We start from the raw sequence: 7,010 nt of genomic DNA, 5'->3' as shown, positions 1-7,010 counted from the left end.
AGATACAGTTGGGGAGAATTTATTATGATTTATGGCGAAGGTTCCTTATTTAAGAAAATAATAACATGGTTATCGGTTCTTACTATATTACTTCCGGTAGCTGCGTACTCTGGACTTGAGGTTGCTCAGGCCGCACAGTACGAACCGAATACATCGAGTGACGTCGATCCGAGTTCTTCATTAAAGACGCCGACTCGGGATCCTAACAAGATAGTTAAGATCTCTATATCTGAAAAAGATGATGTACCTATTATGAGCTTGAATATTAATGCTACATCAAATGATGTTATCAAGAAGGGTGATAAATTGGAAATCACGTTTGACAAGAAAAATGTCGATGTGAAGAAAATTCAACGGGCCTCCAATAAAGTGAATGATCTCTATGACGTTACTAAAACTAACGGCAAACTGATTGTTAACTTCAAGAAGGATTCAACGAATGCCAATTATCAAGAAACTTTTGGGGTTGCTACTAAGAATGTAAAAGCAAACACAAAAGCATCTGCTACCTTCGCCGGTAAATCAATTGATATAAAAAATAATAAAATTCAATCTAAGGTAAATACTTCTCAACGAGAATCAAACAATTCTCAAGAAAGTAATTCTAATAATGAAGAAAAATCTAATAGTGATTCTGAGGGGGACGCTAATAGGTCAGCTACTACACAATCAGCTGCTTCTTCACAAAGTGCTAGTCAGTCACAATCAACGACTAGTCAATCATCATCTTCTTCATCTAATCCAACTTTCTCAGAAGCTGAGAATGCGGTTAATGATCGTACTACTATAGAAGTTTCAGGTACAAGTAATGTAACTTCTTCTAATCAAACAACTAACTCTGAAACAACAACAGCTCCAAGTACACAATCTACTACAGCTGCTGTATCAGAAAATAACGTAACTCCAGAAGTTCAATCTTCTAACACAGAAACTACATCGATTGAGGGATCAGATGTGGATTCTAATGTTAATTCAGATGAAACTACAACTTCTAGTACTGATAATGATGTTACAGAACCTGCTACTACAAGTTCATTAACACCAACATCTACTACTCAAGCCACAAATGATGGTTATATTGAATTCCAAAGTCAAGGATCAAGTGATCCTAAAGCTACTTTGGATAATTATTTATCACAAGGTCAAACTACAACTGGTACAGAGCCTACTGATGTAAATGAATCAAACCAAGAATTCACAAAAATTTACAGTCATGTAAGTGATAAAGCTACCGGTGCTACTTCTGATGAAGTTGCTGAAATTGTAAAAGACATGCCAACTGTCTGGAATTATATTGGACACAACACACTTGAATCTGATACTGAAGGTCAAGTATGGAAGTTCCATACAATTCTTGATTCAGGTCGTGATCTATTTATTACAATAGATACAACTGCTAATCAAGCAAGTTATAATAATTTACAAAAACAAATGCCACAATTGGCAAGAAGTTTCGGTAATTCAATCGAACCCGGAGCTCTTGACCAAGCGATGGACATCGATACACTTAAGAAATCAGAAATTTATCAGGAATATTTAGAGGGAAAATATCCTGAGAATTCTGATTCCACAAGTGCAGCGGATGCTATCAACACTGTGTTGAATCATTCAACTATCAGTTTAGATGCACCAACTAATGGAGCTAGTGTTGTTTCTCTTCCTAGCATTTCTGCTATAGACACAGATGCTATGTTGCAAGAAGCAATCAATAACTCTAATGGTTCATCTACTCATGGTGATGCACAGGTTGTAAATGACAATAGCTCAATGCAACAATTTGGTGCTATTCAAAAAGACACTTACAACAAGATGACACCATGGGCTTCTGAAGCTGAAAAACAAGAAATGACTAAGTCTATTCCTACAATTTGGAATTACTTGTCAAATTCTGTTGATAAAAACGACACTGTTGGTAACTACCACAACTTCGTTCTTAGATCATCTGACGGAAGAGATATCTACTATACAGTAGATGGTCGTGTTATTCCTGATGGTAATAAGTTCGAACAACAATTCTCTTCTGTTTTGGCTTCATTAGGTAAAGATATGAAGGCAGGGGACTTTGATCAAGCTGTTAATAACAGTGCACTTCAAACTTCTGAAGCATATCAAAACTATATGAACCAAGCACAAACTAACTCTGCAGCTTCTGCAGTTGCTGCACCTGTTACTGCAGGTTCATCTCTTGCTTCAGCTGCCGCTGGATTACCATTTGGTATTATAACTAAATTATTGTCAGCTCCATTAGTTCTAGGTGGTCTTTTATTAGCTCCACTTGCTCTTGGTGCAATGGCTCTAATCACACCAGTTGTAGCTATTACTGCTGCATTGGCAATACCATTTGTTCTTCCAATTATTACAATTGTGATTCCTGCATTACTACTTGCACCAATCGCAATCCCACTATTATTGGGTGCACTACCATTGATTATCGGTGCTAAACTAGTATTTGGTGTCTTTGATCTTATTAATACATTTATCTTTAGTACAGTTGTATCTGTTCTATTAACTGCACCAATCGCTATCTTTAATACTGTTGTAGGTCTTGGACTAGCATTGCTTAACACATTGCTTGGATCAATTCCACTTGTTCTATTGGACATTGTTCTTCCAATGGTATTGAATTTTGCAATTACTGCGGCTATCAGTACATTTGTACAATTCTTAACATTTAATGCATTACTATTAATTAACGTAATTAAAGCTGTTGTTAACGGAATCGTTGATATTGCTCTTGCTCTATCATTTATTGGATTCCCTCTAGCAGTTATTAAAGGTTTACTAGATCTAGTTCTTCTAGGTTTAGGTCTATTGAATACACTATTGTTCCCACTAGCAGCTGGTGCTCTAACATTCTTGTTACTATCACCAATTGCTCTATTGAACACTCTTGGTCTAACATTGTTCAACGTTTCTCTACCATTCATTGGTGCATTCGTTGTTTCAACTATTCTAAGTGGTTTGATTGCTTTAGGAACATTTGCTTTAAATCTTGTACTTAAAGTACTTCTTGATTTAATTAACGGTGGAATTAGACTAGCAATTACAGCTATTATTGCAGCTACAATTCTACTTGGACTTCCATTACTAGTTCTTGGTGGTCAAGCACTTCTATTCTTCGCTTTACTATTAATTAATGGTATAGGTGCTGTCGCAATATGGGTATTAATCAATTTAGCTAAGACACTAATGTTATTAGGTCTTGCAATTGCATTGTTCACATTGCCATTACTAGGTACTTTAGCTGTTAATACTGCAATCAAGTGGGGAATTAGAGCACTTGTTCATTTAACAAGATTCTTTATTGGTATGTTTAAACTAGGATCAAGATTGGTTCTATCATTTGTTCTAGGTCTATTGAACCTAGCTGCCGGATTAGCTAAGGCTGCTTCTGTAATTTCCGCTGTTGTTAGTGGAGTTATTGCAGCTCTTACAGCATTGATTCCGGTTGTTGGACCGGTCCTTGCACTTCTTCCATTAATTATTTCACTTCTTTCATTGGCTAACGCACTAATTCTACTTCCTGTAAAACTAGTACTAGGTCTATTGAACTTGTTATCAGTAGGATTCCTATTGTTAACACTTCCATTGCTTCTATTTGTAAGACCAATTATCTCTATTCTATTGGCATTAGGTGCTGGATTAATTTCTGATATTATCACTGGTCTATTGTCAGTAATTCCATTCCTATTAGGACAACTATTACTACAAGGACTAATCACATTACCATTATTACTATTAAACTTATTTAATGCATTACTTGTAGAACCTTTGATTATCAATGGTTTGGCATTGGCTCTAACACTAGGTGCACCATTATTATTGGCTATCGGTGGATTAGGACTAATCGCATTACTTGGTCTATTATTGCTATCACTAAGATTGCCACTATTGGCTCTTGCAGCACTAGCTCTACCAAGTTTCATTCCATTCTTTAACATTTTCATGGATCTATTATTCGTATTGCCATTAATCTTATTGGTACTATCTGTCTTGAACTTGTTCATTGGTCTTCCATTGAAATTACTTCTAGACACAATTGTTAACTTATTAATTCCATTCCTTGTATGGCTAGGAAGCAATCTATTGTTAGCTCCAGTATTTGGACCTATTGCTCTTCTAAACCCATTGAACTGGATTAATCTACCACTATTCGCTTTAGTTGGTACAATTCTTAACCAATTGATTTTGAATGCTATCTTACTACCTCTAAATCTTGTTGTTAATGGAATGCTAAGTTTCATTCCTGCAGCACTTGTATCATTCCTTGCTGGATTGTTACGTGCACTTCTAGGTGGAGTACCATTCTTACTATTATCACTTGGTCTACTATTGCCACTTGTACTAAATGGATTCCTTACTGCATTAGTTCCAGGACTTAACTTAGTTACTGTTCCTGTAGGACTACTTGCAGGCTTGATTGGTCTACCATTAGTTACACTTGGACTATTAAACAATCTATTTACAAACATTCTTTGGTCTGTAGCTTCATTTGTAATTACATATGTAACAGCTAACATTCTAAAAGATCTATTAACATTAGCTCTTGTACCATTACTATTACTATTAGGAACACCATTGTTCTTATTCGGTAACTTATTGGGAACACAATTTATTCTATTCCCACTACTATGGCTTGGATTGCCATTGTTAGCACAAGGATTAACATTTGTTACTCTTTGGGGACTAACATTGCTTAAGAGAGGAATTGAAGTAGCTCTTGATATCTTTAATATCGGATCAACACTTCTAACACTTCCTCTATGGTCAATACTTCCAGTAATTAACTTACTAAGAAGACTTGCAGCACTAACTGTTGCACTACTTCTACCAATTGGTATTTTAAAAGCCGGCTTTGACCTTATTAAGAACGTTGTAGAACTAGCTCTTGGATTTATTCTTCCATTGGGACTTGGTCTTATTAACTTCTTACTATTACTACCTCTAACAACTCTAAACTTCTTAGGCTTGAAGTTTATCAATGTTGCTATTCCATTGGTATTGTCACTATTGGCAACACTTGCATTATCATTTGCAATTGCTGGTTTAACAGTACTTGCTATGATCGCTATTCAAATCTTTAACAGATTACTAAGAATAGGGGCACAACTACTATTATTAGGTGCAATTATCCTACTATTCCTTGTTGCTCTACCAATTATTCTAGGCTTAGCTGCTTTGAATAACTTGTTACTTCTTGGTTTCAATCTATTTATCGGATTTAATATTTGGTTAGCACTAACATTGCTAAATAATCTTCTTGTTTTAGGATTCTTATTAGGATTGTTCTTACTTCCTGTTATTGGACAACTTGTAATTAATACGGCTGTTAAGTGGGGAATTAGAGCAGTTGTACATCTAGTTAGATTCTTTATTGGCTTGTTCAGATTAGGCGCAAGACTAGTTCTTCAATTTATTTTGGGACTAGCAAGTCTTGTACTTGGAGTCGCCACGGCAGCCAGCGCAATTATCGGAATAGTTAGTGGATTATTAGCAATTCCTTCATTGCTTGTTCCTGTTGCCGGTCCTTTCTTATTCCTATTCAACGTAATCACAGCCTTACTATCACTAGTAAACTTCTTGATTCTATTACCACTTAAATTGATTGCTAGTCTATTGAATGCATTAACTCTTGTGGGTCTTCTATTAGAAATCCCATACTGGTTATTCATTAGACCACTTACTTCAGTATTGTTGGCTCTTGGAGCAGGGGTTATCTCAGATATTGTTATGACTCTTCTTTCATTGCCATTAGTATTGTTAAATCAATTCCTACTATTTAATCTAATTGGTATTCCTGCTATTCTTCTAAAAGGCTTCAATAACTTAGTTCTATTACCATTGTTATTAGCTGTTAGTGGATTGGCATTAGCTCTTGGATTGCCTTTTGCTCTAATGATTGGAGCACTAGGATTGTTGGGTCTATTAGGTCTACAATTACTAGGATTACAATTCCCAGTTCTTGCATTGATTCTATTATTACTACCTAACTTAATTCCATTCTTAGATCTAATCTTGTTAGTACTAAACCTATTAGGTCTAGCTACTCTATTGATTAGCGGACTAGGTCTATTGCTTCTACCAATTAAATTATTATTAGACTTGCTAAATACATTCCTTCTACCATTATTGGTAGCTGGTCTATCATTCTTATTACTACTACCATTGTTAGGATTAATTTCTATTCTAAATCCTCTATCATGGTTGAATAACTTAATCGGTGCAGCTCTAGTTACATTGTTAGCTAAGGTATTATTCTACCTAGTAGCTCTACCATTAAGCATTCTTAACAACTTACTATTAAGTTTAATTCCTGCAGTACTTGCTGGATTACTAGTAGGTCTATTGCGTGCACTATTTGGTGGACTACCATTCTTGCTTCTAGCACTTGGTCTTCTATTACCATTAGTTCTTAATGGACTACTAACAGCACTAGTTCCTGGACTAAACTTGATTACAGTTCCACTTGGACTACTAGCTGGATTAGTAGGACTACCACTTGTTCTATTAGGTCTTCTAAATAACCTAATCAAACAATTGATTTGGAACGTACTTGGAACAATCGTTTCATACTTATTCCTAAATCTATTCTTTGACATTGCTTTATTACTTCTATGGCCAATCTTAATGTTGCTTTCAACATTGCCATTATTCTTCATTAACTTATTAGGTAATGCACTATTACTAAGACCACTTCTATTATTTGGTCTACCATTGTTAAATCAATTGTTAACATTTGGTGCATTAGTACTATTTAACTTAATCAGAAGAGCATTGGAATTTGGTTTAGAATTACTAAACATTGCTGGAACACTATTAACACTTCCATTATGGACAATTCTTCCAGGAATTAATCTATTAAGAAAAATTCTTGTTGGATTAGTACTATTGAGAATTGTTAGAAATATTATTGTTGGATTAATTAAGGCATTCTTATTCTTAATCTTGCCATTAATTAATGCGTTCTTAGGATTACCACTAGCTATTCTTGCTGGTATTGGTACTTTCTT

At 35.1% G+C, this 7,010-nt stretch carries 1 protein-coding gene; it reads left to right on the top strand.

Annotation, left to right across the window (positions count from 1 at the left end; translation table 11 throughout):
• Positions 1–24 precede the first annotated feature (24 nt).
• Positions 25–7,010, top strand: a 6,986-nt coding sequence (locus EKN01_RS07765) for a hypothetical protein (protein WP_164966400.1), incomplete at its 3' end; no start/stop codon positions are given.

Origin of the sequence: Companilactobacillus metriopterae (assembly GCF_004117915.1) — a bacterium.
Classification (GTDB): domain Bacteria; phylum Bacillota; class Bacilli; order Lactobacillales; family Lactobacillaceae; genus Companilactobacillus; species Companilactobacillus metriopterae.
The sequence above is the reverse complement of the archived record's forward strand: the minus strand, read 5'-3'. Positions and strand labels throughout refer to the sequence as shown.